The following is a 22,961-nucleotide window of genomic DNA, read 5'->3' as shown; positions in this document are numbered from 1 at the left end:
TGAGCCAGGATCAAACTCTCCATTGTAAAGTTTTTTCCGACTTATATTCCTATAGTCATTTTATTCCTATAAGATCTCAGGTTCTTGCTGTTTAATTTCTAATCTTTTTCGTCCAATACTTCAAAGAACTTCCCTATCTCTGTCGATAGCTCGTAAGCAGTCTTTACCGCTCATCTCTCTACTCCTATTCTCTCGTAAATCTTTTGCTGTTTTCCCGAACAGGATTGCAAAGGTAAGAAGAATATTTTGAATCCAAAGCAAAATTTTGAAAAATTTTATTTTGTTTTTCTCACTCTACATCTTGTCAACACAACTAATCCACACCGTCTTTCTCTCCGTTCCCCCCGTTTGGGAATGCAAAAGTGCAACTCTTTTCCGCAACCACAAAATATCAATCGAAAATAATTTGATACAACTCCTAAATCAACTGAAAGTCAAGAAGAAAAATTTGAAAAATCCCTAGTAAATGAATGTCATCATTCACTAGGGATCAAGCAATCGGGTAAATTACCTGTATAAAATGAATTTCAAGTACCCCAAGATAGCCTAAACTTACCTATCCTTTACAAAACTTTCACACGAATGTCCCTCCAATAAATCTTTATCCCCCCACCATCATGAATCTGCAAGAGTATACTTCCTTCACCTTTACCAATTAGTTCATCCGAATAATCTACCATTTCTACACCATTTAAATACGAAACTACCCGATCTCCCTTTACAACGATGCGCATGTGATTCCAATCTCCGTACCGTAAGGCAACATCTTTTTGAGGATCAGGCTTGATTAACCATCCTCTTCCATATGACTCGTAAATACCTCCTGTATCATGACCAGGTGGTGCTACTTCCACTTGCCAACCGGAAACCTTCGTGCCATCTACGGTAGAACGGATAAAAATTCCACTATTGCCATCGGCTTCTTGCTTGAATTCAGCTTCGAATTCAAAATCCTTGAATTGTTGTACCGTACCTAGGTAACCATAGTCTTTGTCTGGGCCACTTTCGGAAATCAATAATCCATTTTCTACATACCAACGCTCTGTACCAAAAGCCTGCCATCCCTCTAAATCCTTTCCGTTGAAGAGGCTAATAAATTCATCTTGGGCGTGCGCTACTTTGACAAAGCAAAGCAAAAGTAAACCTATAATTAACTGCTTGATCATAATTGACGGATCTTGATATTTTTGAACCAGGCTTCACTCCCATGGTCTTGTAAAGAAATTAAACCTTTGGTAGCAATCGCATAATCAGGAAAAGCATCCCACTTGCCACTATTCCTGCGAGCAGTCCAATCCTCAGATCGAGGTACAAAGGAAACTGTCTGCTTCCCATTCAGCCAATAGCTTGCTCCATTTTTACTATAAATGATTTTGGACGTATTCCATTCTCCAGCTTCTTTGACTACTCCTTCCAAATCAGGTGCATACATCCCATAATCTGCTGCTAAGGACTGCCAATCCTCTAGCTTTTCTGGGAAACCCAACTGATCGATGACCTGATACTCTGGTCCAGTCTCATAAGGAGCTTTATATTGCGAGCCTTCCACCACATGATAAAAAACACCACTATTACCACCTGGAGCAATTTTCCAAGTAAACTCCAACTCAAATTCATCAAAATCTACTGGACCAAACACAATATCTCCTCCAATATCCCCTCCTAACCCTAATGCCTTCAACGCACCATCTTCCACAGTCCATCCTTCCGGAAACTCCGTTCCATTGAAAGCTCTCCAACCAAATGGGTCTTCTCCATCAAACAGCAACATCCATCCGGCCTCCTTTTCATCTTCTGTTAAGGCATTTTCCAAGACTACTACGTCCTCTTCGATTTCTTCTAAATCAGCCTCCTTTTCAGCTGCGCAAGCCATCAGAAGACCACTTACCAAAAGAGCACTCCCTATATTATTCCATTTCATGTTCATATCAATTGCATAGTTACTGGATCCCAAGTTATAAATTTGTTTTGAAAATAACTGTCATTACAAAGCAGTGCAGGGGCAGCTGCACGGAAGCCAAACTCTGGATCTTCAGCTACAGCACCTCCTGTTCTGATTGCTTCAAACCAGTTTCCGAAATGATCGTAATGCGCCCCTTTCCAAGTTCTCTCAGCCGTGTAGACCAATTCTTTGGGAGGTAAAATAGACGCACGTGCTTGCGATTCTCCTCTTAATCGTGCCTGTTCTTGCAGATATGGATCATCGGAAGCGACAGATTGATTCATTTTAACGACAACCTCTTCCCACTTGACATCCATGGAGCCTTTGGTACCTACAATTCTCAAATACGTCGTGCCACTTGTCCCATCTACAAAATTACAACGCAGGGATAAGCTAAACCCAGGATGTTGCGGTGTGTCGGGATAATCAAAACTTCCAAGTAAAACATCCGGTACTTCTCTGCCATCTTTCCAATACCTCAAACCACCCATCGCCGAAATCTTTGAAGGACCATAGGAATTAGTAATAAAGTGTAAGCTGGAAAATAAGTGCACAAACAAATCACCTGACATCCCTGTACCATAATCCAAGTAGTTTCTCCATCGGAAAAACCGCAAAGGGTCCCAAGGGAGTTGGTTGGTATTAGACACATAGCGCTTCCAATCCACTGTCTGATCATTTCCATCCTTGGGCAAGGCATACTGCCATGCACCCTCGGGGGACATTCGCGCCCAGAAACCTTCCGCATACACGATGTCTCCTATAACACCTTCTGCTAGCAGCTCTTTGGCTTTTTCATTACCCAAAGAAGAGACCCCTTGGCTACCGACGATCATCACTTTTCCTGAATTTTTCCAAGCATCGATTACTTCCTTTCCCTCTTTGACCGAATGGACCATTGGTTTTTCACAATACACATGCTTACCTGCATTTAAAGCATCTACGCTAATCTGCTTATGCCAATGATCGGATGTACCAATAATCACGGCATCTACATCATTTCTTTTCAGTAATTCCTTATAATCTTGAGTGACAAAAAGCTGACTTCCCCATCGAGTCTTGGATGCATCTAATCGACCTTTGTACAAATCACAAACAGCCGTCAGTTCAATATTCGGATGCTGCAGGGCAGTCTGTGTATCCTCTACCCCCATACCACCCGCACCTATTAATCCAATACGAATGGTCTTTAACTCTTGAGTTGGCTTGAGATGATTTCGGGTTAACCATGATTTTTCTTGAGAAGAGGCTTCTAAGGCCAAGGGGCTTAAGGCTGCTACTGCACTAGTGGCAGTAAGTTTTTTGAGAAAATGTCGACGGTGTTGCTTCATGTAAAATTCGATTGATCAGCATTTAAGCAGAAAAGTTAATCGAATTTTTTATAAAAGAATACTCGAATTGTAGAATTTTTTTAAACGGCAAATCAATACAATTTACCTGACAAGCCCTAACCTATTCATTCCACTACAAAAGTCTTAAAGTAAAGCTTATCCTCATTTTCCAGATCCAGGTAAGTGATATTCAACCCCTTTTCATTGACAAAGCAGCGGTCAAGAAATAAGCCCTTTTCGGTTTTCTTCAAACGCATTTCAGCCACTTTTTTATACTCTTGATTCGGGTCGAAGGCCATCACTACCATGTTTCTGGCTCTTTGAATAGGATCTCGAAGCAAATTCGGGACATAATCCTCATTAGGCTCTTCCATAATCCTATAGATCATGTTTCTAAATGGATCCCAATGAATAGGTCCAAAAATTTGATTTTCCTGCCAATGCGCTCTTAATGCATCATTATTTTCAACTTCTTTGTTGGATAAAGGAGGCGCTTTTTTAAAGTGCTGTGGGAAGGCATCAAACTCTCGAATGACTCGCATAGACCTGTCAGTCACATATACTCGCTCATCTGCAGCATAGCTTATTACAAAGAAATCTCCATCAGGACTATAATCTAAAAAAACATTATCTAAATGCTCCCCCCAGGCCTTTCCCTGCATCTTTTCTGGAAATCCTAAAAGAGGCGTAATCTTTTCAGAGCTTAGGGAATAGGAATTAAGCAATGTCTTTGTGTATGTGGCATCTGCAAACCGAGCATCAAAATTTGGCGCTCCTGTTAGAAAAATATCCTCTCCAATCTTCTTGAAAAACCTGTTTCTATTCCATGCAGGTAAAAATGTATCTTTAGATTTGGGCCATCCGGTATTTTTATCTATTTCATCATTTTCGGACATAAAATTCAGTGTTTTGATAATCTCATACGCACTATCGATGAGATAGACCTTGTACGCACGGCGACGGTTTAAAAAAATACTGTCTTCATTCAGAATATAAAAGTCATGGATTCCATACTGCAAGTTTGGTTGGTTGAGCGCATAGGGTAAAGTCTCAAGTAGAGCACCAGTAGCTAAACTATACAGTTTAATCTGTCCTTTGGCCTCAATGTGAAATGCATAGGCCTCTTCCCCTCTCCAATTAGTGACATATTGATAATGGTCTTCTACCGGAGAAGTAAATCTATCCAAATCCAATTGATAAGTATTCACCTCTCGAAAAACTCCCAACGACTCCTCTTGCTTCTTTTCTGAGCAGGCAATTATCAGGAGGGTACAAACACTGATGATAATCCAGTTTAGCTTATACATACTTTTTAGAATTTTATGTAGGAAACGCTGTTTCAATTTCCAGAAATAGAAACTACACACACTTTAGTTGTCCTTCAAAGAAAAAAAAAACTGTCTGAAAACGCAATCTTTCTTAGGAAAAAAATAGACTTTTCTCCACATACCCCCTAAAATACCGCAACCTACTCCCATACCAAGAAAACATCTCCCCATCCACTAACTGAATACACGTTTGTGGTAATTGAGCAGCAAATTCATCGATATGCTTTTGCTTGAAAGGAAAGGGTTCGGAGCTGAGGAATAAAAAATCAGGGGATAAAGCCTTTAGTTCTTCTAATGTTATTTCTGGATAACGGGATTTAGTCATCACATTTTCAAAACCAGCCCTTCCCAGCATATCATGGATGAAGGTTTGCGGACCTACACCCATCATTGGATTATTCCAGATTAGGTATACTGCTGTACCTTTATGTTTATTAGCTAGGGAACCAAAATCACTTCTAAGTTGGTGAACCAACTCATCGGCTTTTTGAGTGGTCCCTGTAATTGCTCCTACGCCATTCATCATTTCAAAAGCATCCTCCAAGGTATAGATATCACTCATCCAGACAGGATATTTTTCTGCCAATTGCTCGATTCCTTCTTGATAGTTTTCCTCTTTGTTACCGATGATCAAATCGGGTTTCAGCGCATCAATCTTGTCGAAATGGAAATTTTTGGTTCCTCCGATGATGGTCTTTTGCTTTTTCAATCCCTTGGGATGTACACAAAACTTGGTCAGCCCTACCAATCTATCCTCCAATCCCAAGTCCACCAACAATTCCGTCTGTGAAGGCACGAGCGAAATGATCCGCTGAGGAGACTCAGGAATTTCGATGGTACGATTCATTTGGTCGGTGAAGAGAGGCATATGAAATTTAGAATGAAGAATGAGAAATTAGGAATTGAGGAATTAGTTTATCGGTTGATTACGTGATTTGTTAATTAGTTGATTGAGTGATTAGTAGCAGGTCGACTGTTGACGGTCAACTGTCCACGGTTTCGGTACTAGTAAGCTAAAATTCAAGTTTCTAACTGCTAGAATCTCTACTTGGTTCTTTATATAAAGTTCTTGGTTTCACTTTTTCATCCTTCCTCCCTCATCTTTCATGCTTTTTTAAAATCTAATCTAAATAATACACCCGCTTTACCCTTGTGCTAATATTGGTTAAGAGTTCGTAAGGAATCGTACCTATCGCATTGGCAAGAGCCTTCAGAGAAATATCAGGACCGTAAATGATTACCTCATCTCCTTCCTGAGCTTCAATATGGGAAACATCTACCATGCACATATCCATACATACATTCCCCACTACAGGTGCTTTTTTCCCGTGAATCAACACATAGCCTACACCATTACTAAATCGTCGGTCAAAGCCATCTGCGTAACCTATCGCAATCGTGGCAATCTTGCCTCCTTCTGGTAAAACACCCTTCCTAGCATACCCCACACTTTCATCAGGAGCAATACTTTTTATTTGAGAGATGGTCGTTTTAAGACTCGAAATAGGTTTTAAAGCAGTATCATACTTCCCATTTACCTCCACTCCATACAAACCAATCCCAAGTCTCACCATATCCAATTGATAATCCGGAAACCTTACAATTCCTCCCGAATTCAGGGCATGCCGGATAGGTTGAGTCCCTGTTGAATGAGCTATTTCTTCTGCCATTTCTTGAAATAGCGTCAACTGCATGCGGGAGAAATCATTGTGAACATCTTCATCTGTACCCACTAAATGGGTATACACACTTGCAACAATCAATTCTGGAAACTCCTGAATAAACTCCAACAATAGGGGTAAATCTTCCTTTTTAAACCCTAAGCGATTCATACCGGTATCCAAATCCAAATGAATTCGGATAGTCTCTTGCTGATGACGGCAAAACAATCCTAAATCTCTTAAAAATTGAGGGCTATATACGACCGGTTCTAGGTTGAATGCCAATAATTGCCCGAAAGATTCTTGTACGGGATTGAGTACCATGATGGGAAGCCGAATTCCCGCTTCTCTCAGCATGATGCCCTCATCACTGTAAGCTACAGCTAGGTAATCAGCTCGCAATTGCTCTAAATGATTGGCAATTTCTACAGCACCTCCTCCGTAGGCAAAAGCCTTCACCATGACCATAACTTTAGTCTTTGGTTTCAGCAGGGTTTTGTAAAAATTATAATTATGCGTCAACGCATTTAGATTAATTTCCAATACTGTCCCATGCACTCGTTGTTGAAGACGGGAAATGATGTTTTCAAAAGCAAAAGCTCTCGCACCAGTTACTAAAATCAAATCGTTATGAAATTCTAAAGAAGGAAGTACCTGTAAGAAATCCTCCGTATTCGTATAGTTCTGCATTTTTCCTGCCCAAGAGTTTCTTACCGTCTGAATTTCTTTACCGATGGCAATAAAGAGATCAATTTGATAAAAGTCGAGCAATCGACCAACTTCCTGATATACTAGACTTGGGTTACCAACTTGTAGCAAATCTGACAAAATAACTATGCGTCGACTTTTTTGCCGTTGGGTAGCCATAAAGTCCAATGCCAAGCGAAGACCTGCTAGGTCATTATTGTAGGTATCGTCAATAAGCAAACACTCATGAATTCCTGCTTTCAACGTCAATCGCATTTCAATAGGCCTGAGATGCGTCAATTCCTGTTGAATCTGACTTGCTTGCAATCCCAAAACCATACCTGCAACGATTGCATGTCTGATATTTTCGAGTGACGCTTCATCTGTAAATGGCACAGAAAAAGTAAACATATTCAAATCTGGCTTTAGCAGAATGATTTTGGAGGCATTAGACTCCTTTTTTACTGAGAGTGTATAGTCTGTGCCTGGGTGGTCTGACCATGCAATCAAACGTTCAGGAGCCATCACTTTCTCTAAATGAGTAGCAATGGATGTATGCTCTTTGCGATAAATAACAAATCTTGATTCGGAGAAAAGACTGGCTTTTTCTTGTAATTTTTGTTCTTGGGAATCAAACCCTTCTTCATGGGCTGTCCCGATGGTAGTAAAAACACCAATGTCAGGTCGAAGCATTGATTGAAGTCGGGACATTTCTCCTTTTTTGGAAATACCTGCTTCCATCACAGCCACTTGATGATAAGGCTTTATTCCAAAAATGGATAAGGGAACACCTACTTGAGAATTATAACTTTTCGGACTTTTGGCCACGGCATAATGCGCACCCAGTAGCTGTCCCAGCCATTCCTTGATAATTGTTTTTCCATTACTCCCGGTGATGGCTACCAAAGGTTTTTGAAACAAGGAGCGCTGGTAAGCAGCCAACCGTTGCAAGGCTTGATGGGTATCATCAACAGCAAGTAGATGAATATCTTCAGGGATTTGAATGGGTAGCTGTGCGCCTTTTTTGACAATGAATCCTTTTACTCCTAAAAGGATCAGCGCTTCAATGAATGCATGACCATCAAACTTTGCTCCTTTAAGAGCTATAAACAATGTGTCACTTGGTTGATGGATGGTCCGGGAATCAATGCTTACCTGTGAAAAAGTGGTATCAGGCCCCTGTTGTACTACTGTGGCTGCAGTAAGTTGGATGAGCTCTTGAACATTAAAATCCTGTAACATGCTTTTTACGCTTCCTTTTTGACAAAGAATACCTGCTTAATCCATCGTGGCAAGAATATAGCCCCCAACAACAAGTATGGATAATACGATAGTAACCTCCATAATATACTAGTCACAAAGGTGTACCCTCCCAAAAACTCCGTAAAGAATTGGGTAAAGAAGAATTCAGCAGTACCACTACTTCCCGGTGTGGGAGAAATCATCATCACAATCCACATAATTACCTGCCTTGCAAATACAATAACGTGTTCATAGAAAGTCAGGGAGTCATAAGCAGAAATTAGTGCATTCAGCATTAAATATCGGGATGACCAAATAAAGATGGTAGCACCTACGATTGGTGCCCAGTATTTGATAGTTTTTCCCTTCAATTCTTTGGATGCCTCAATAATTTGGTTTCCGTATTCATGGGCATCATATTTCCATTTTCTCAACCATTTGATAGAAAATAGTTTTACCAAAATCCACTTGAATACTCGAGGTCGATAGAATAAGGCTGCCGCCATGACGATCGAGTAAATTGCATAGAGTGCATAGCTTGACCAAAATAAGACCTCCAGGCTTTTGCCTAAGCGCATTTCCATCAGTCTACTGCTGGGGAAAATATTCCCTTGGGCCAAGTAAAGGATGATAGGAGCTCCCAAAACAAAAAATAAGTTATCCAAGATGGCAGTTACCATTACATAGGCGATGGCTTTTCCCAATTTGATTCCTTCTTTATTCAAAATGAAGATGGCAACAGCCGTCCCTCCTACAATAGAGGGGGTTACTGCGGAAGCAAATTCCCATAACATGATCACATATAATGCACGTGTCCAGGTTAATTGCTGATCGGTAATCTTTCGGATACGATAGATATAGCCCGCATCTCTCCCCAAAATAACCAAGATGGCTAAAAAAATGCCCAACGGTGCCGCATCAAACACTCCTTTTAAGGTTTTTGCATTCACGTTGGGGTCAGCATAAAACAGCCCAAAGACAATTGCAATCCCTATCAGTACCGGCACCCAAACCTTATTTGGATTTAAGGTTTCGAAAATCTTTTTGTTATCCAACTTCATATTATACAGCAGGCACTGTTTCTATTTTTTCAACCCAGAAATTATTAAAACCTTCTCCAATCACGATAGTAACCAAAGAAAGTTGCAGGAGTTCAAGAATTGCTAAGAAGGTATAAATGACGAATATTTTATCGGGTTTGTAGCTGATAAAGTCCGAAAATGGAATTTTATTTTTAAAACTGATTTTTTCCAACACAAATTCTTTTTGCTGCTCAATAGTGTAAGGGTATTGAATCACCGTATGTTTGGTTTCATCAGTCCTTGAAGCATATTTGGACATGACCCGCTGAAACACCTTAAGTAATTTGTATAAATCTATATCCTGCATCTCTGCTTCTACGTCCTCCACCTTTGACAACTCCTTGAGTTCGGCCGCTATATTTCCTCTTTTTTCTTTGGAAAGGCGCAGTGCTTCCAGATCTGCCAGCTCTCCAATGACGGACTTATATTTTTTATACTCCAACAAATGCCTGACCAATTCTTCACGGGGATCAATCTCTTCACCTTCCTCATTGAGCTCTGGACGAGGAATCAGCATTTTGGATTTGATTTTCATTAAGGTCGCAGCAAATAGAATAAATTCACTGGCCACTTCAATTTCCAGCTTTTCCAACTGATGGATATAATCCAAAAAATCTTGGGTGATTTTGGAAATGGGAATATCGTGAATATCCAGTTCATCGCGTTCGATGAAGAAGAGCATCAGGTCAAAAGGACCCTCGAAAAGCGGTAATTTAATTTCGAAACTCAACTATTGAATATTTTTATGTTAATTTTGCGCATTCTTGAAGTCAAAGATATTCAATAAATAGTAAATTGCTGGACCATGTTTAAAATGGTTTGAATTAATTTACGATTGTCTGGAGAAGAATTGATAAACAAATCATGCTCCAACTTGTTATTTTCTTCTATAAAGAAATAGACCGCTGATGATAATCCAACCAGGTAAATTACTTGCTCAGATCAACACCCCAGATGATCTTAAAAAGTTCTCCAAAGACCAACTTGTTCAAATCTGTGACGAACTCAGACAGTTTATCGTAGATAATGTTTCGGTGTATGGCGGACATTTTGGAGCAAGCTTAGGTGTAGTTGAACTCACTGTGGCTTTGCACTATGTGTTAAATACCCCCGATGATCAGTTGGTTTGGGATGTAGGTCATCAGGCTTATGGCCATAAAATTCTAACAGGTAGAAAAGAAAAATTTCATTCCAATAGAATTTACGGTGGTCTGTCGGGATTCCCAAAAAGGAAAGAAAGCGAATACGACACATTTGGTGTTGGTCATTCTAGTACGTCTATCTCCGCTGCCTTGGGTATGGCAGTTGCTTCCAAATACAAGGGTTTATCAAGAAAACAGCACGTAGCCGTCATTGGGGATGGCTCCATGACTGGAGGTATGGCCTTTGAAGCTATGAACCATGCAGGAGTTTCGGACACCAACATGATCATTATTTTGAATGACAATTGCATGTCTATTGACCCAAATGTAGGTGCATTGAAGGATTATCTTACAGACATTACTACTTCACATACCTACAATAAGGTAAAAGATGAGGTTTGGAATATTTTAGGAAAATTCAGCAAGTTTGGATCTTCGGCGCAGGAAATTATTTCTAAAGTTGAAGGAGCAATCAAATCTGCGGTACTCAAGCAAAGCAACTTATTTGAATCATTGAATTTGCGATACTTCGGTCCTGTAGATGGACATGATGTGCATCACTTGGTAGAAGTGTTGTCGGATTTGAGAGACATTCCTGGACCAAAAATTCTCCACTGCGTAACTGTCAAAGGCAAAGGCTATGCCCCAGCCGAAAACGGTAATAAAACAACTTGGCATGCGCCAGGATTATTTGATAAAGTAACAGGAGAAATTTATAAGAAAACTCCTACAACTCCCCAAGCTCCTAAATACCAAGATGTGTTTGGTCATACCTTGGTCGAGTTGGCAAAAGAGAATGATAAAATCATGGGTATCACCCCTGCTATGCCTTCCGGTTCTTCCCTCAATATCATGATGAAGGAAATGCCGGACAGAGCTTTCGATGTCGGGATTGCAGAACAACATGCAGTAACTTTCTCTGCAGGCTTGGCTACACAAGGATTGATACCTTTCTGTAATATATACAGTTCATTTATGCAGCGTGCATACGATCAAGTGGTGCACGATGTCGCCTTGCAAAATCTTCAAGTAGTTTTCTGTTTGGATAGAGCAGGCTTTGCAGGAGCTGATGGACCTACTCATCACGGCGCTTATGATATCGCCTATTTCCGATGCATTCCAAACATGGTAGTTTCGGCTCCTATGAATGAGGAAGAGTTGAGGAATTTGATGTTTACCGCCACCAAGTATGAGGGGCCATTCTCCATACGCTATCCAAGAGGTCAAGGTGTGATGCCTGAGTGGAGAACGCCTATGCGTGAAATCCCAATCGGCCAAGGAAGAATTGTTAAGGAAGGTGAAGATGTAGCAATCTTAACTATTGGACATATTGGAAACTATGCTGTAGAGGCTACAGAAATGCTAACTGAGGAAGGCCTGAATCCTGCACATTACGATATGCGATTTGTAAAGCCTTTGGATGAATCCTTATTACATGAGGTATTCGGCAAATTCAAAAAGGTAATTACAGTGGAAGATGGATGCCTGATGGGCGGATTTGGTTCAGCTGTTGTCGAATGGATGATGGATAATGGTTATCAGGCGCAAGTGAAGCGGTTAGGTATTCCAGATAGAATCGTCGAACACGGTGAACAGATCGAATTGCACAGAGAATGTGGATTTGACCCGGAAGGTATCGCAGAAGCTGTGAGAGAGCTATCTGAGGTTATCATCAAATAATTAGAGATTAATTGGTCAAGGAGAAACAATATATTTGAAAAGCCTTGATAGAGATATGCCTATAGAAGCCTCATTGTGAAAGCAATGAGGCTTTTTTTATTTAGATTCAGAAAGGATTGCTATCCCAAACTTTGCAAAAAATTTATTATTTTCTGTATAAGGTATTGATTCTCTGAAATCTTGGTATCATCTTGTCATTTGATACAATTAATGCCCGCTATGAAAAAAATCTTTTTTGTAATCTCCCTAGCTTGCTTAGTATTCAGCAACGCTATTGCGCAAAGATCTCCCGAAGGAACTGCTGAAATCCCGTTATCTTACTATCTACCCGAAGGATACACCTATAAGTCCGAAGTGCCTACTCCCAAATCTTTTTTGGGATATGAAGTAGGTGAATGGACGATTGATTATGGGCAATTGATCCGTTACTTTGAGGCTTTGGCTGCAAGCAGTCCCCGGGTTAGCATGGAAGAGTTTGGTAAAAGTTATGAAAAACGCCCGCAAATATTATTGACCATTACAGCCCCTGAAAACTTTGGGAAGCTAGATGAAATCAAAGAAGACAGACAAGCCCTGCGGGACGCAAGAGCAAGCATAGACTATGCTGCCATGCCTGTAGTCTTGCAAATGGGCTACAGCGTGCATGGTAATGAAGCAAGTGCCATCAACTCAGCAGTGCTTGCCGCATATCATTTTGCAGCTGCAAATGAAGTGACGGAGGATCTTGAAAACATCATTGTACTCATCGATCCACTTTTGAATCCGGATGGCTATGCCCGCTATTCTACCTGGGTCAATGCTCACCGATCGATGAATCTCAACGGTGACCCTAATAATCGCGAACTTGGTGAGGCATGGCCTGGAGGTAGAGGCAATCACTATTGGTTTGACCTGAATCGGGATTGGTTGCTCGTGCAGCATCCAGAATCCCAAAACCGAGTAGCCAAATTCCAAGAGTGGTTACCCAATATTTATTTAGACTATCATGAGATGGGTACCAATACCACCTTTTTCTTTCAACCGGCTATTCCTTCTAGGGACCATCCACTGATACCCAAAAACATCATTGACATGACCAAGCGCATGGCGGATTATCATGTGAAAGAGTTTGACCAAAGCAAAGGCTTGTATTTTGCTAAAGAGCGCTTTGATGAGTATTATTTTGGGTATGGCTCTACCTATCCGGACATTCAGGGCTCTATAGGGATTTTGTTTGAGCAAGCTTCTTCTAGAGGACATTTACAGGAAAGTGATTTTGGGAAGTTGACTTTTGCCCACACCATCAAAAATCAGTTTAAAGCTGCAATAAGTTCTTTCGCAGCCGCAGCTGATATCAAAGGAGATTTCAATAAACTGACTCATGAGTTTTATAAAGACGCTGCAAATTTAGCCGCAGCTGACCCTGAAAAGGCCTATATTTTCGGTTCAGAAGTAGATGCTGCAAGAGGATATCATTTGGCGGATATTTTACGTCAACATCAGATTAAGGTCTTTGAACTGAATGAAGACATTACCGTCAACAGTGTCGCGTACAAAGGAGGTAAAGCATACATTGTCCCAACAGATCAACCTCAATACCGCTTGATCAAGGCTGTTTTTGAGGTGCGCAATGAATTCAAAGACAGTTTGTTCTACGATGTATCTGCCTGGACTCTCCCCATGTCTTTTAACCTAGATTATGCTGGCCTTAACAGTCGTATATACAATCTAGCGAATGTAAGTCCTATTCGCGATGATTTTGCATTAGCAGAGGGGGAGTTGATTGGAGAGGATGCTGCTGTGGCATACGCCTTTGGCTGGGAGGCATACTATGCTCCCAAACTCACGTTCGACCTCATTTCCAAAGGCTACCTTGTCCGAACAGCAACTGAGCCACTGACCATCCCAACAGGGAAGCGCTTGAATAGGGGAAGTATTTTGATAGGTTTGAAAAAAGATGCTCCCAAAAGTGATTGGCCCAAACTGGAAAAAGAATTGGATAGTCTAGCCAAAGTAACTGGCATAAACATCCATAAAATCAGCACAGGCTATACTGCAGGATACAATGTAGGTTCGCCTACCATGCCTGTATTAAAAAAACCTGAAGTAGCTTTGGTTGTTGGAACAGGAGTCAATTCTTTGGAAGCGGGGGAAATATGGCACCTTTTGGACAAGCGCATGGACATGGCCATTACCCTATTGCCCATTGAGCGCATTTCCAGTGCAGACTTGAGTCGATACAATGTACTTGTGATGCCCAATGGGAATTATAGTGCACTTAACAAGTCCCAAGCAGAAAAAATAAAATCGTGGACTGCCCAGGGTAACACATTGATTGCCCGTGGAAATGCATTAAAGTGGCTAAATGATCAGGAAATAGCCACCTTTAAATTCAAGGAAGAAGAGGAAAAGAAAGAAGAAGGTTTAAAACCTTATGCAGATTATGAAAAGAATACAGGAGCCCGCTTGACTAGTGGTACTATTTTCCATGGAAAAGTAGACATTACGCACCCATTGGGCTATGGATTTGATCAGGAGAAAATCTATTTATTCCGAAATAACAATTTGTTTCTAGAGCCTGCCAAAAATCCTTATGCAAATCCGGTAACCTATACCTCCGAAGGTTTAGCATCGGGTTATGTGCATCCTGAAAATCTGGAAAAAGTTAAAAATACAGCATCTGCCCAAGTGAAGAAAGTTGGTAGTGGTAGAGTTGTTGGGTTTGTAGATAACCCTAACTTTCGTGGTATCTGGTTTGGTACCAACAAGCTATTCCTCAATGCAGTATTCCTTGGTCAGATTATCCAAAGTGGAACGGCAGATTAATCTCTTGCAGATCGAGGGGATTTGGCGGATTTCCGCGGATTTAGTAAGATTAGAAAAATTTGATGGCTGGGAATTTTATGATTTTCAGCCATTTTTTTTTGCTAGAAGGTTTAACTTTGAAATATGGAGAATAAGTTTTTAAAAAAGTACCCTACTTACTCATCTTGGCTTGTCAATGTATCTTTGTGGATATGGGTAGTGATGGGAATTCTGTATTATTTTTTCCTAATCCGGTTTGACATTGATAACTCATTACAATTAGAACCCTTGTGGCGAGTCCTATTTTGGGTGGTATGGATGTTGGCAATTGATTATTTCTTTATTTACCGATACCAAAAGAAACGTGGACTGAAGCAAGAGCAGGAGAAGAATTTAGAAAACAAAGAATAACCAAATTGTATGGTTGGTGGTATGGCAACCGCAAAGTTCCCAAAGTTTAACGCCAAGAACCCAGAGGTCAAAATTAAAAACTGACATCCCGTCAATAGATTGGTATCTTGATTACTAGAAAAGTAAAATATATCAAATTCCCATATTGAAGCAGGGAGGCATTCCTTTAGTCACCCATCTATGCTTATTGATGTACTTGTCTCATCTAAGGAGTTTTGTAGCAAAAAAATCTACGGGGAAACTACGCCAGTTTAAGCTTAAGTTCGCCCTTTCTTTTGACGATTTTTAGCTCAAAGTGTTGGTTGATAAATGCCTTGCAGTGATTTTCAGACCATTCGGCACGACCTTCTCCATCGTAAAGTAGAGTCATTCGTAGCATGGTTTTCACGTATGGTTCATACTGACCCAATTCCATACACCATGCCTGCATCTGAGCAGTCCAGTCGTCTTGGAACTTTTCCAAATGGGTGCGCCCATCAAACAAAATTTCCAATTGATTGTCCTTGTTTTTATAGCGATAGATTCCACAGAGCTGACGATAAATCATGCGTAGGCGCTCCACGGGATATTCATAGGTGTCTAAAATCTGCGCAAAAGTGGTATCCATCAGCATCAAAGGGTTGAATAGCTGTGTATAGGATTTCCTCAACTCATACACCATCAGGTCAAGCATCTCATCTTCCAATTGGGATTGTGCTTGTCTTAAAATGTAATTTTTGTCTAAAGGGAATAACTTTTGAATCATTTGACCGTCAAATATTGTGCAAATTAGAGGATTTCACGCAATTATTAAAGCTTTTGTTCTATTTTAACACGTCTAGTTCAGCAATTGCAGCCTGAATCAGGTCTTGTTCAAAGCCCTTACCCAATAAAAACTGCTGAACTTTCATTTTTCGTGGAAACTTATCAAGCTTATCCAAGCTATTCCATTTTTTTTCTGCTTCCAATTGAAGTATCTTGAAGTACTCATCAGCGTCAATTTCCTTCATGCCTGTAGCAATGCATCGATCCGAAAGTTGCTTAAATTTCAATGCCTGACGAATCTTAATCCTCCCCCATTTTTTGAGTGAAAACTTCCCTCTAACAAACGCTTGGGCAAAGCGCTCTTCATTCAAAAAGCCTTCTTCAATCATCAAGGCTATCAGTTCTTCTGCTTCATCACCTCGAATTCCCCGCTCAGCCAATCTCGTCCGTACTTCCTGTTGACAGCGCTCTTGATAGGCACAAAAAGCCGCTATCTTTACTTTCGCCTCCGAGAGGGACCAGTATTTTTTAGCAGGCTCCGAACCGTATTCTTTTCGTGGGAAGGACATTTTGTGTAATTTAGCCATCCAAAAGTACGGCCTTGTGCCACTTTTTTCAAATCTTTCATTAAACCATTACAAACCATGCGTAAGAAAATTGTAGCTGGAAACTGGAAAATGAACCTTGGCTTTGACGAGGGTCAGAAACTGACTTCCGAGATTGTTAACATGCTCAAAGATGAGGAGCACAGCGGTGTGACTGCCATCTTGAATCCTCCTTTTGTCCATTTGTACCCAGTTAAGAAGCTGATTGGCGATACTCCAAACTTATTTTTGGGTGCCCAAAACTGCTCGGATAAAGCCTCAGGGGCTTATACAGGTGAAGTTTCTGCATCCATGTTGGCATCTTTTGGAGCTTCCTATGTGATCTTGGGACACAGCGAAAGAAGAGAATATTTTAAAGAATCGAATCAACTGCTTACCGAAAAAACCAAGCAGGCATTAGCCAATGGCTTGACCCCTATTTTCTGTTGCGGAGAGCCTTTGGAAATCCGTGAGGCAGGTACGCATGAGGAGTATGTGAAAAATCAGTTGACAGAGAGTTTATTTGGATTTTCTGCTGAAGAAATCTCCAAGCTAGTCATCGCATACGAACCTATCTGGGCTATAGGTACTGGTAAAACAGCTAGTTCTGATCAAGCACAGGAAATGCATGCAGCATTGAGAGAACATTTTGCTTCGAAGTATGGTCAGGAAGTTGCTGACAATCTTTCGATCTTATACGGTGGAAGCTGTAACCCTGGCAATGCCAAGGAAATTTTCTCCAAGCCTGATGTAGATGGAGGGTTGATCGGAGGGGCTTCTTTGAAATCCAGAGACTTTGTGGATATTATTAAGTCCTTTTAATATACACGTTGTGTCTTAGTGTTTTTGCCACAAAGGCACTAAGGCACAGCGCAGTTGATTTGCGATTGGTTAAAATGAAAAGTTGTCTATGCACTCTATAACATTTTCAGAATTTAAATCTGAACCCGAAAAATTTCTTAATCAAGTCGAAGATCAAAACGAAACTTTCTTCATCAAACGGGAATCAAATAAAGGTGTAGTACTACTTTCATTAGATGAGTATAACGCAATTATAGAAACGCTCTATTTGTTAGGCTCCAAAAAAAATGCCAAAAGAATATTTGAATCTACTGAGCAAATGAAAAATAGACAGATAATCCAACATTCTTTAGAACAATGATTTACTAAAAACAAACACTAGCTACATAGATTGACACAATAATAGGATACCTTTACGCTTAAATTTGTAATCCCACCCCATGCAATACCTAGAATTTAAAATTTCCTGCTCGGAAGATTTTCGCGAAATACTGATAGCGGAGTTGTCTGAAGTTGGCTTTGACTCATTTTTGGAAACAGATACGGGTTTTGATGCTTACATCCCCGAAGATCAATTGGAGCGTTCGAGCTATGAAGAGGTGATAGCACGGTATGCAGCGCAGGCGGAAATACAAGTGACCGAAGGCAAAATGGCCAAGGTCAATTGGAATGAGGAGTGGGAAAAGCATTACGATCCGATTATGGTGGAAAATCAGGTCTATGTACGTGCCTCTTTCCATGAGGAAAAACCGGAATTTCCTTACCAAATCCACATCAACCCGAAGATGTCCTTCGGGACTGGACACCATGCGACTACCTATTCCATGCTTGCGCACCAATTGGAGACAGATCATCAGGGCAAGCGTGTATTGGATATTGGGGCAGGCACGGGGATTTTAGCAATCATGGCGCATCTGCTCGGAGCATCCGAAGTGGAAGCTTTTGATATTGATGAGTGGTGTGTGGAAAATGGGGATGAAAATTTTGCCCTCAATGGCATGTCCCATGTGAAAATGGGTAAAGGCACAGTACGAGAAGTAAAGCCACAAGGACTTTATGATATAGTACTAGCTAATATTAATAAAAATGTATTGTTGGATGAAATGGAGGTCTATGGCACCTTAGTTCAAACAGGTGGAACGCTTTTACTCAGCGGGTTTTACGAACATGACATCGCTGATATCGAGGCATCAGCCACTAAAGAAGGCTTCAAACTGCTGGGACAAAAAGTCAAGGACAACTGGACCGCATTAAAGTTTCAAAAACTATGAATGAACTGATTATTTACGGGGTCTTATTTTTAGCTTTGATTGCCCATACGCTATTGGCTGGCAAAATGTACCGAGCAGTCCATGCAGACAAAAGCCTAAGTCTTCAAGAAAAGAACGATTGGAAGCTGAAAGCTTTGATTTTCCCTGGCTACTTTTGGGGGAAGTATAAAGGCTCGCAAAGGCGCGGAGACGCAAAGAATTGAAAATTTGTACCCGTATTATCAGCAATTAAACGCTCAACAAAGACGCTTATTAATATCAGCCATCCTGATAAGGAAACAGCGAAAGCAAATGCTGAGCTGCAAGTACGATTTCATCTTGGCGCTTCTCTACGGCAATCTCTACCCAAGGAGCATGTAGGGTATCAGTCTGTTCAAACATCGCTTTTTTATACGATTCAAACTGATCCCATAAATCGTAGGACTCAAAATCCAATGGCAATAGTTTCCATTTGGCTAAAGGATCTTTTTGGAATTCAGTCATTCGTTTTTGTTGCTCCTTTTTACTAACCGAAAAGTAGAATTTTACTAAATGATAGCCTGATTCCACCAACATTTGCTCAAAGCCATTGACTTGCTTCATAAAAAGTTCATATTCTTCCTCCGTACATAGACCATGAATCGGCTCAATCAGGGCTCTATTGTACCAACTTCGGTCCCAAAATACCATTTCCCCTGGCTGCGGTAGCTTCTCAACAAATTTTTTGAAATACCATTCCCCCGTTTCAGGATTGCTGAGATGGGGAAGATTGACTTCAATCCGATAGTGGCGGGGATTGTTGTGAGATAAAATACTTCTGATAATCCCACTTTTTTCGATAGAAACACCTCCATGAAACAAGAGGATGAGCTTTTTTTCCTGCTTGATCAACCATAGCTGAAGTTTGACAAGTTCTGCCTTTATGGCTCTTAGCTTGATTTCTGCTTTTGCACCTTCTAGGGCTTTATCCACATCCACTTTTTTGGAAGCCAGCAAATGCTTCAGGCCAATTTTGCTTGTGAGAATTTCCAAATCCTCTTTGCTCAATGTTTCCTTGTTCATAAATCCAGTTTTCTTGACTTTCTGAAATACTTGTACACCACATTCGGGTCATGTTGTAAAATTGCTTTGGTACTCCCCTTTCCTTCGTAATCAAACTGGGAAAGCACATAACGCAAACTTTCGAGTCGTGCCTGCTCCTTATTATTGGTCTCCACGATTACCCATGGACTGTAGACCGTATGGGTATCGGTAAACATTTGCTCTTTATACTGGGTATTGGTATCCCAGAGCTCTTGGCCTTTCAAGTCCACAGGGCTAAATTTCCATTGCTTCAATGGATTGCCTTGGCGCCTATCGAATCGTTTTTGTTGTTCTTCTTTGGTAATGTCAAACCAAAACTTGATCAGTTTGATCCCATCTTCATGCAGCATATATTCAAAGCTAGGGACCTCAGACATAAAAATATGGTACTGCTCTTTCGTACAAAATCCCATCACCGGCTCCACCACAGCACGATTGTACCAGCTTCTATCAAAAAATTTGATCTCTCCCCTGTTTGGTAATACTTCGATATACCGTTGAAAATACCACTGTCCCCTTTCGATATCAGTGGGCTTGGTCAATGCAACCACACCTGAGGCATGGGGATTGAGATGCTCTACAAAGCGTTTGATTGAACCACCTTTTCCCGCGGCATCTCTTCCTTCAAAAATTACTGCTACCCGCAACTGATGCTGAATGATATGTTGGAGAAGCAAAGCCAATTCCGTCTGCAACTCCCGAAGCTCTTCTTCATAGGCAAGCTTCTTAAGCGTTGGCTTCAAATTTATGCCTTCTGCTTTGGCCAAAGCTATCAATTCCTTCCGAGTTTGGACTTTCTCCAAATGTTTGAGTTTAAACATAGTGCTTAGGTTTGATTAAATTTATCAAAAATTTTCCGTAATCCATCAAGATTTACAAATGTGAGATTCATTTGATGAACCAGCACCTCTAAAATCAAGTTATGCTACTGAACTCTTTGAACCATCAAGTTTTGAAAAGCCTTCTATCCTTCAAGAAATATTTACTGCTGCTTTTAACCTTCACTTGTTTCCAAAGTATAGCACAGCAATCCATTCTCATCTTAGACAAACAATCACAGGAACCGATTCCGGGTGTTTATGCAAAAACAGGTCAGCAGATACTGATTTCTGATAGTGAAGGAATGATTCAGTTTACCTTTCAAGAAGGCGATTGGATATCCTTGAATCATTTGGGTTATGAAAGCCAGACTGTCAAATTTCAAAAAGACCTAGATCGTATTTATCTTATCCCCGCCATCGCTAGACTATCGGAAGTAGTGGTGCGAGGTTTTGAATCCGAACGCCCCTTACTAGAGCAAGCAGGAGCGATTGTTCAGATAAAAGAGCATGAATTGTATCGATTTAATGAAAATTCCATCCTAAGTGCCTTCAATACTAAGCCAGGGATTCGAGTGGAACAACGGGCACCTGCCAGCTACCGAATTTCTATCAGGGGGAGCTCTCTACGCTCACCCTTTGGTGTACGAAATGTGAAAATCTACTGGAATGATATCCCCTTCACTTTTTCTGATGGAACCACAGATCTCAACATTTTGGATATGACCAATATCCAACAATCTGAGGTTATCAAAGGACCTTCCGGGAGTATTTTTGGCGCAGGAAATGGGGGTGTCATTCGATTTGAAAGTAAGCAACAGGTAACAGAAAACTACATTTCGTCTGATGTAGGTATAGGAGATTTTGGGCTCTTCCGTTACCGTATTGGAATTGATCAGCAATTGGAAAAAGGCAGCATTTCTGCTTCTTATGTGCATCAACAATCAGATGGGTACAGAGAACATAGTGCAATGGATAGAAAAGTTGTACAAGTTGCCTACAACGCTCCTATTTCTGATAGACAATCCATCCAAACACAAATCCTTTATTCGGACTTGAATTATCAAATTCCGGGAGCGCTTACACCTGCACAATTGGAAGAAAATCGCAGACAGGCAAGACCAGGGTCGGTCAATCAAAACAGCTCCATTGCCCAACAAACGCTTTTTGCTACGCTGAGACATGAGGCAACTCTTAACAGGAAATGGAAAAAGACAACAGCTTTGTATGTCAACACCAAGGAATTTGAGAATCCATTTATTTTGGATTACAAGCGGGAAACCACCTTTAGCTATGGGGGTAGAAGCAGTTTCACCATGGAAGATAATTGGGGTAGATTTCCTGTACGACTCGTGCTTGGAGGTGAATATCAATATGGCAATACGGTGGCTCAAAACTTTGGTAATAGAAATGGGGTAGCGGATACCGTTCGGTTTTCGGACGACTTAATTACCACCCAGGCCTTTCTTTTTCAGCAATTAGAATTGGATTGGACGTCCAAACTCAGGATGACGGTTGGTTTGTCAGAGAATTTTAGCCGCTATGACATCAACCGCAGCATCGATGCAAGTGCCAACGAACCTTCAGCTAATGTCAGGAGATTTGATCCGTTGGTTATTCCTAGGATAGCCATGGTTTATCGTGTCAATGAGCAGTCGGGAATCCATGGCAGCATCAGCTCTGGGTTTTCTCCTCCCACCATTGCAGAGATCCGTACCAATGAAGGCAGCATCAATTTAGATTTAGAAGCAGAGCGGGGTGTCAACTACGAGCTGGGGTACCGCAGCCAATGGGGTATATTCAACTTAGATCTAACTGCTTTCTATTTTCAATTGGATCAGACCATTACCACATTTACCAATGAACAAGGAGTGGTACTTTTTCGAAATGCAGGAGCTACCGATCAGAGGGGACTGGAAGCGAGTTTGGATTATGTGCCCTTTAGAAATCAAAATACTTGGATTCGGGAAGTGCGGTTAAATCATGCCTATACAGGTCATTACTTTTCATTTGCAAGGTACCAAAGTGGGGGCAACGATTTTTCTGGAAATCAACTGACGGGTGTTGCACCTCATACCCTTGTAAATCTCTTAGATATTCGCAGTAGAACAGGTTTGTATTTGAACTTTACGCATCAATTTGTGGATGAAATTCCTTTGAATGATGCCAATACAGTCTTTCAGGATTCGTACCATCTTATAGGTTCGCGGATTGGTTGGAGGACTACCTTCAGTGGCAGATGGGATGTGGAAGCTTACGGAGGGGTGGATAATTTATTGGATGAAACTTACAGCTTAGGTAATGACTTGAATGCCTTTGCCAATCGATTTTTTCAGCCAGCACCTGGAAGGAATTTTTACGGAGGGTTTAAAGTAGGTTTTCGATATTAGT

General features: G+C 40.9%; 20 protein-coding genes. 8 read left to right on the top strand and 12 right to left on the bottom strand.

All coding sequences use genetic code 11. The annotated features are described in order from the left end of the window. Positions 1-563: 563 nt before the first annotated feature. The 8 genes from ACXIUD_RS03985 to ACXIUD_RS03950 form a co-directional block, all read right to left on the bottom strand. A complete protein-coding gene (locus tag ACXIUD_RS03985) occupies positions 564-1,166 on the bottom strand; it encodes a 3-keto-disaccharide hydrolase (RefSeq protein WP_458051321.1) in 603 nt (200 codons plus the stop codon). Continuing rightward, entirely contained in the window at positions 1,163-1,927 is a 765-nt protein-coding gene (locus ACXIUD_RS03980) for a 3-keto-disaccharide hydrolase (RefSeq protein WP_458051325.1), read from the bottom strand. The genes ACXIUD_RS03985 and ACXIUD_RS03980 overlap by 4 nt, the downstream gene beginning before the upstream one ends. Then, the gene (locus ACXIUD_RS03975; RefSeq protein ID WP_458051320.1) at positions 1,924-3,273 is read right to left on the bottom strand and encodes a Gfo/Idh/MocA family protein; all 1,350 of its coding nucleotides are present in this window, start codon (positions 3,271-3,273) and stop codon (positions 1,924-1,926) included. Before ACXIUD_RS03975 ends, ACXIUD_RS03980 begins: the two co-directional genes overlap by 4 nt. 125 nt (positions 3,274-3,398) lie before the next feature. Continuing rightward, positions 3,399-4,580 carry a DUF4221 family protein gene (locus ACXIUD_RS03970; protein ID WP_458051319.1) on the bottom strand — a complete coding sequence of 394 codons (1,182 nt, stop codon included), beginning with the start codon at positions 4,578-4,580 and terminating at the stop codon, positions 3,399-3,401. Between the two features lie 112 nt (positions 4,581-4,692). Continuing rightward, the gene (locus ACXIUD_RS03965; protein ID WP_458051318.1) at positions 4,693-5,448 is read right to left on the bottom strand and encodes an ABC transporter substrate-binding protein; all 756 of its coding nucleotides are present in this window, start codon (positions 5,446-5,448) and stop codon (positions 4,693-4,695) included. A gap of 274 nt (positions 5,449-5,722) precedes the next feature. Then, positions 5,723-8,191, bottom strand: a complete 2,469-nt coding sequence (locus ACXIUD_RS03960) for a bifunctional UDP-N-acetylmuramoyl-tripeptide:D-alanyl-D-alanine ligase/alanine racemase (RefSeq protein ID WP_458051317.1) — start codon at positions 8,189-8,191, stop codon at positions 5,723-5,725. Positions 8,192-8,196: 5 nt separating this feature from the next. After that, positions 8,197-9,252, bottom strand: coding sequence for a lysylphosphatidylglycerol synthase transmembrane domain-containing protein (locus ACXIUD_RS03955; RefSeq protein WP_458051316.1), 1,056 nt, complete (start codon positions 9,250-9,252; stop codon positions 8,197-8,199). A 1-nt stretch (position 9,253) separates the two neighbouring features. Continuing rightward, complete coding sequence (locus ACXIUD_RS03950; protein ID WP_458051315.1) at positions 9,254-10,003, bottom strand: segregation and condensation protein A; 750 nt, start codon at positions 10,001-10,003, stop codon at positions 9,254-9,256. Positions 10,004-10,181: 178 nt separating this feature from the next. Between ACXIUD_RS03950 and dxs the strand changes: the two genes are divergently transcribed. The 3 genes from dxs to ACXIUD_RS03935 all read left to right on the top strand — a co-directional run bounded on the left by dxs (position 10,182) and on the right by ACXIUD_RS03935 (position 15,290). Beyond that, positions 10,182-12,095, top strand: coding sequence for a 1-deoxy-D-xylulose-5-phosphate synthase (gene dxs / locus ACXIUD_RS03945; RefSeq protein ID WP_458051314.1), 1,914 nt, complete (start codon positions 10,182-10,184; stop codon positions 12,093-12,095). A 219-nt stretch (positions 12,096-12,314) separates the two neighbouring features. Then, positions 12,315-14,900, top strand: coding sequence for a M14 family zinc carboxypeptidase (locus ACXIUD_RS03940; protein ID WP_458051313.1), 2,586 nt, complete (start codon positions 12,315-12,317; stop codon positions 14,898-14,900). 123 nt (positions 14,901-15,023) lie between these two features. Beyond that, entirely contained in the window at positions 15,024-15,290 is a 267-nt protein-coding gene (locus ACXIUD_RS03935; protein WP_458051312.1) for a hypothetical protein, read from the top strand. A gap of 241 nt (positions 15,291-15,531) precedes the next feature. On the opposite strand, the gene ACXIUD_RS03930 is transcribed toward ACXIUD_RS03935, so the two are convergent. After that, complete coding sequence (locus tag ACXIUD_RS03930; protein ID WP_458051311.1) at positions 15,532-16,035, bottom strand: hypothetical protein; 504 nt, start codon at positions 16,033-16,035, stop codon at positions 15,532-15,534. Positions 16,036-16,093: 58 nt separating this feature from the next. Further along, entirely contained in the window at positions 16,094-16,603 is a 510-nt protein-coding gene (locus ACXIUD_RS03925; protein ID WP_458051310.1) for a regulatory protein RecX, read from the bottom strand. Between the two features lie 75 nt (positions 16,604-16,678). Here ACXIUD_RS03925 and tpiA point away from each other — a divergent pair, with 75 nt between their 5' ends. From tpiA to ACXIUD_RS03905, 4 genes are all read left to right on the top strand, one after another. Beyond that, on the top strand, positions 16,679-17,440 hold the full coding sequence (gene tpiA, locus ACXIUD_RS03920; protein WP_458051309.1) for a triose-phosphate isomerase: 762 nt from the start codon (positions 16,679-16,681) through the stop codon (positions 17,438-17,440). An 88-nt stretch (positions 17,441-17,528) separates the two neighbouring features. Beyond that, entirely contained in the window at positions 17,529-17,780 is a 252-nt protein-coding gene (locus tag ACXIUD_RS03915; protein ID WP_458051308.1) for a type II toxin-antitoxin system Phd/YefM family antitoxin, read from the top strand. Positions 17,781-17,859: 79 nt separating this feature from the next. Next, positions 17,860-18,690, top strand: coding sequence for a 50S ribosomal protein L11 methyltransferase (prmA, locus tag ACXIUD_RS03910; RefSeq protein ID WP_458051307.1), 831 nt, complete (start codon positions 17,860-17,862; stop codon positions 18,688-18,690). After that, entirely contained in the window at positions 18,687-18,893 is a 207-nt protein-coding gene (locus ACXIUD_RS03905) for a hypothetical protein (protein ID WP_458051306.1), read from the top strand. The genes prmA and ACXIUD_RS03905 overlap by 4 nt, the downstream gene beginning before the upstream one ends. Before the next feature lie 55 nt (positions 18,894-18,948). Here ACXIUD_RS03905 and ACXIUD_RS03900 read toward each other — a convergent pair whose 3' ends face one another. Then, complete coding sequence (locus tag ACXIUD_RS03900) at positions 18,949-19,731, bottom strand: polyphosphate kinase 2 (RefSeq protein ID WP_458051305.1); 783 nt, start codon at positions 19,729-19,731, stop codon at positions 18,949-18,951. After that, positions 19,728-20,573: a polyphosphate kinase 2 gene (gene ppk2, locus ACXIUD_RS03895; RefSeq protein ID WP_458051304.1), complete on the bottom strand. Its 846-nt coding sequence runs from the start codon at positions 20,571-20,573 to the stop codon at positions 19,728-19,730. Before ppk2 ends, ACXIUD_RS03900 begins: the two co-directional genes overlap by 4 nt. Positions 20,574-20,674: 101 nt before the next feature. On the opposite strand from ppk2, the gene ACXIUD_RS03890 reads away from it, so the two are divergent. Further along, positions 20,675-22,960, top strand: coding sequence for a TonB-dependent receptor family protein (locus ACXIUD_RS03890; RefSeq protein WP_458051303.1), 2,286 nt, complete (start codon positions 20,675-20,677; stop codon positions 22,958-22,960). Position 22,961: the final 1 nt, after the last annotated feature.

It is taken from the genome of Mongoliitalea sp. (genome assembly GCF_054166905.1).
Note: the sequence above shows the minus strand (reverse complement) of the source record. Positions and strands in the feature narration are given on the sequence as shown.

Excerpts from the sequence above, each read along its gene's own strand:
- ACXIUD_RS03975 (WP_458051320.1), bottom strand. The coding sequence starts at position 3,273 with ATGAAGCAACACCGTCGACATTTTCTCAAAAAACTTACTGCCACTAGT.
- ACXIUD_RS03970 (WP_458051319.1), bottom strand. The coding sequence starts at position 4,580 with ATGTATAAGCTAAACTGGATTATCATCAGTGTTTGTACCCTCCTGATA.
- ACXIUD_RS03905 (WP_458051306.1), top strand. The coding sequence starts at position 18,687 with ATGAATGAACTGATTATTTACGGGGTCTTATTTTTAGCTTTGATTGCC.
- ACXIUD_RS03940 (WP_458051313.1), top strand. The coding sequence starts at position 12,315 with ATGAAAAAAATCTTTTTTGTAATCTCCCTAGCTTGCTTAGTATTCAGC.
- ACXIUD_RS03915 (WP_458051308.1), top strand. The coding sequence starts at position 17,529 with ATGCACTCTATAACATTTTCAGAATTTAAATCTGAACCCGAAAAATTT.
- ACXIUD_RS03955 (WP_458051316.1), bottom strand. The coding sequence starts at position 9,252 with ATGAAGTTGGATAACAAAAAGATTTTCGAAACCTTAAATCCAAATAAG.
- ppk2 (WP_458051304.1), bottom strand. The coding sequence starts at position 20,573 with ATGTTTAAACTCAAACATTTGGAGAAAGTCCAAACTCGGAAGGAATTG.
- ACXIUD_RS03925 (WP_458051310.1), bottom strand. The coding sequence starts at position 16,603 with ATGTCCTTCCCACGAAAAGAATACGGTTCGGAGCCTGCTAAAAAATAC.
- ACXIUD_RS03930 (WP_458051311.1), bottom strand. The coding sequence starts at position 16,035 with ATGATTCAAAAGTTATTCCCTTTAGACAAAAATTACATTTTAAGACAA.
- tpiA (WP_458051309.1), top strand. The coding sequence starts at position 16,679 with ATGCGTAAGAAAATTGTAGCTGGAAACTGGAAAATGAACCTTGGCTTT.
- ACXIUD_RS03890 (WP_458051303.1), top strand. The coding sequence starts at position 20,675 with ATGCTACTGAACTCTTTGAACCATCAAGTTTTGAAAAGCCTTCTATCC.
- prmA (WP_458051307.1), top strand. The coding sequence starts at position 17,860 with ATGCAATACCTAGAATTTAAAATTTCCTGCTCGGAAGATTTTCGCGAA.
- ACXIUD_RS03985 (WP_458051321.1), bottom strand. The coding sequence starts at position 1,166 with ATGATCAAGCAGTTAATTATAGGTTTACTTTTGCTTTGCTTTGTCAAA.
- ACXIUD_RS03935 (WP_458051312.1), top strand. The coding sequence starts at position 15,024 with ATGGAGAATAAGTTTTTAAAAAAGTACCCTACTTACTCATCTTGGCTT.
- ACXIUD_RS03965 (WP_458051318.1), bottom strand. The coding sequence starts at position 5,448 with ATGAATCGTACCATCGAAATTCCTGAGTCTCCTCAGCGGATCATTTCG.
- ACXIUD_RS03960 (WP_458051317.1), bottom strand. The coding sequence starts at position 8,191 with ATGTTACAGGATTTTAATGTTCAAGAGCTCATCCAACTTACTGCAGCC.
- ACXIUD_RS03900 (WP_458051305.1), bottom strand. The coding sequence starts at position 19,731 with ATGAACAAGGAAACATTGAGCAAAGAGGATTTGGAAATTCTCACAAGC.
- ACXIUD_RS03980 (WP_458051325.1), bottom strand. The coding sequence starts at position 1,927 with ATGAACATGAAATGGAATAATATAGGGAGTGCTCTTTTGGTAAGTGGT.
- dxs (WP_458051314.1), top strand. The coding sequence starts at position 10,182 with ATGATAATCCAACCAGGTAAATTACTTGCTCAGATCAACACCCCAGAT.